Annotated in this window: 2 protein-coding genes; one reads left to right on the forward strand and one right to left on the reverse strand. The window is 72.5% G+C overall.

Annotation, left to right across the window (positions count from 1 at the left end):
• Positions 1 to 5: 5 nt before the first annotated feature.
• On the forward strand, positions 6 to 1,283 hold the full coding sequence (locus tag AC2W7A_RS12225) for an AI-2E family transporter (protein ID WP_485991582.1): 1,278 nt from the start codon (positions 6 to 8) through the stop codon (positions 1,281 to 1,283).
• A 61-nt stretch (positions 1,284 to 1,344) separates the two neighbouring features.
• On the opposite strand, the gene AC2W7A_RS12230 is transcribed toward AC2W7A_RS12225, so the two are convergent.
• The coding region (locus AC2W7A_RS12230) for a hypothetical protein (protein ID WP_485991581.1) at positions 1,345 to 1,651 on the reverse strand (307 nt) is incomplete at its 5' end.

Genomic DNA, 1,651 nt, shown 5'->3' on the forward strand with positions numbered 1-1,651 from the left:
GCCGGCTGGCGTACCCTGACCGGGTGGACGAGCAGAACCAGCGCACCCGGTCCGGCACCGCGCAGGAGCCCCGCGGGGGGCTGCGCGGCCGGCTCGCGGGGCTACGCCGGCGTCTTCCGGAACGCCCCCACCGCCTCGAGTTCACGGTGGACGACATTCCGGTGCCGGCCGACGAGCCCGGCGCCGTGACGACAGAGGCGAGCGCCGACGTCGTGGCCGAGTCCTCCCCCGCCGGCGAGCCGGCGGTCCACCTGCGCCACCCGGTGACCGCCGGATTCCTGCTCACCACCGGCGTGGGCCTGGCGCTGCTCATTTACTGGATGCTCGCCGCCAACCGGGAGCTGATCCTCTGGATCCTGGCTGCCCTGTTCATCGCGCTGGGCCTGGACCCCATCGTCCGCAAGATCGAGTCCTGGGGCGCCCCGCGCCCCGTGGGCGTGCTCGCCGCGGTGCTCGGCCTCGCCGGGGTAGCCGCGGCCTTCCTCTCCCTGCTCGTGCCGACCGTGGTGGAGCAGTCCGCGGAGTTCGTCAACCGCGTGCCGCAGACCATCCAGGACGTCATGGGCTCGGCCGTCTTCCACGACCTGGACCGACAGTTCCAGATCCGGGACGCCGTGGACTCCCAGATCCAGACGTGGACGCAGGACCAGCAGGCCTGGAGCCAGGTGTTCGGCGGCCTGGTGGGGATCGGCCAGTTCGTGCTCGGCGCCGCGTTCTCCACCCTCGTGGTGCTCGTGCTGACCCTGTACTTCCTCGCCTCGCTGCCGGCGATGAAGTACTGGCTGTACCGCCTCGCCCCGCGCTCGCGCCGCGTGCGGGTGGAGTACCTGGCGGAGAAGATCACCTCGTCCGTCGGCCACTACGTGATGGGGCAGTCCTTCGTGGCGCTGCTCAACGGCACGGTCGCGTTCGTCGCCATGGCGATCGCCGGCACCCCCTACGCCGCGCTGCTCGCCTTCTTCGCCGGGATGATGGCCTTCATCCCGCTGGTCGGCGCCATGATCGGCGGGATGATCGTCACCGCCATCTCCCTGACGGTCGACTGGCAGACCGCGGCCCTCTTCGCGGCCGTCTACTTCGTCTACCTGCAGATCGAGGCCTACGTGGTGTCCCCCCGCGTCATGGCCCGCGCCGTGGCGGTCCCCGCCGCCGTCGCCGTGATCGCGGTGATCGCTGGCGGCACCCTCCTCGGCGTGCTCGGGGCTATCATGGCCATCCCCACGGCCGCCGCGGTCATGCTCCTGGTGCGGGAGGTCTTCATCCCCCGGCAGGACCGCCACTGACCCGAGGGACCACCCGTCACCGGGAGTGCCGGATGCGCGGCGTCTCTCCCCCGCCACCCCACTACCGCGAGTGGCGGGTGCGCCAGCAGATCCGGTGCCAGTGACGGCGGTCCGCCCCGGCGTCCTCGTCCCCCATGATCCAGTCGCTGCGCCACGCCACCAGATGGGCCGATCCCTGCGGGATGCGACGGCCGCAGCCCGGGCAGGTGTAGTCCTTCACCGCCCGCCAGGACGGCACCTCACGGACGTGCCATCCTCCGTCCGAGCCGGTCTGGTGGCTGTAGCCGGTGTCCAGGCCGAGCAGCTCCTCGAGCCGGTCCGCGCGCCCGGGACCGGCCGGCCTGCGGCCGCCACGCGCTCGGGCGCGG

This window comes from Micrococcus sp. LASM2_SD2 (assembly GCF_057364565.1).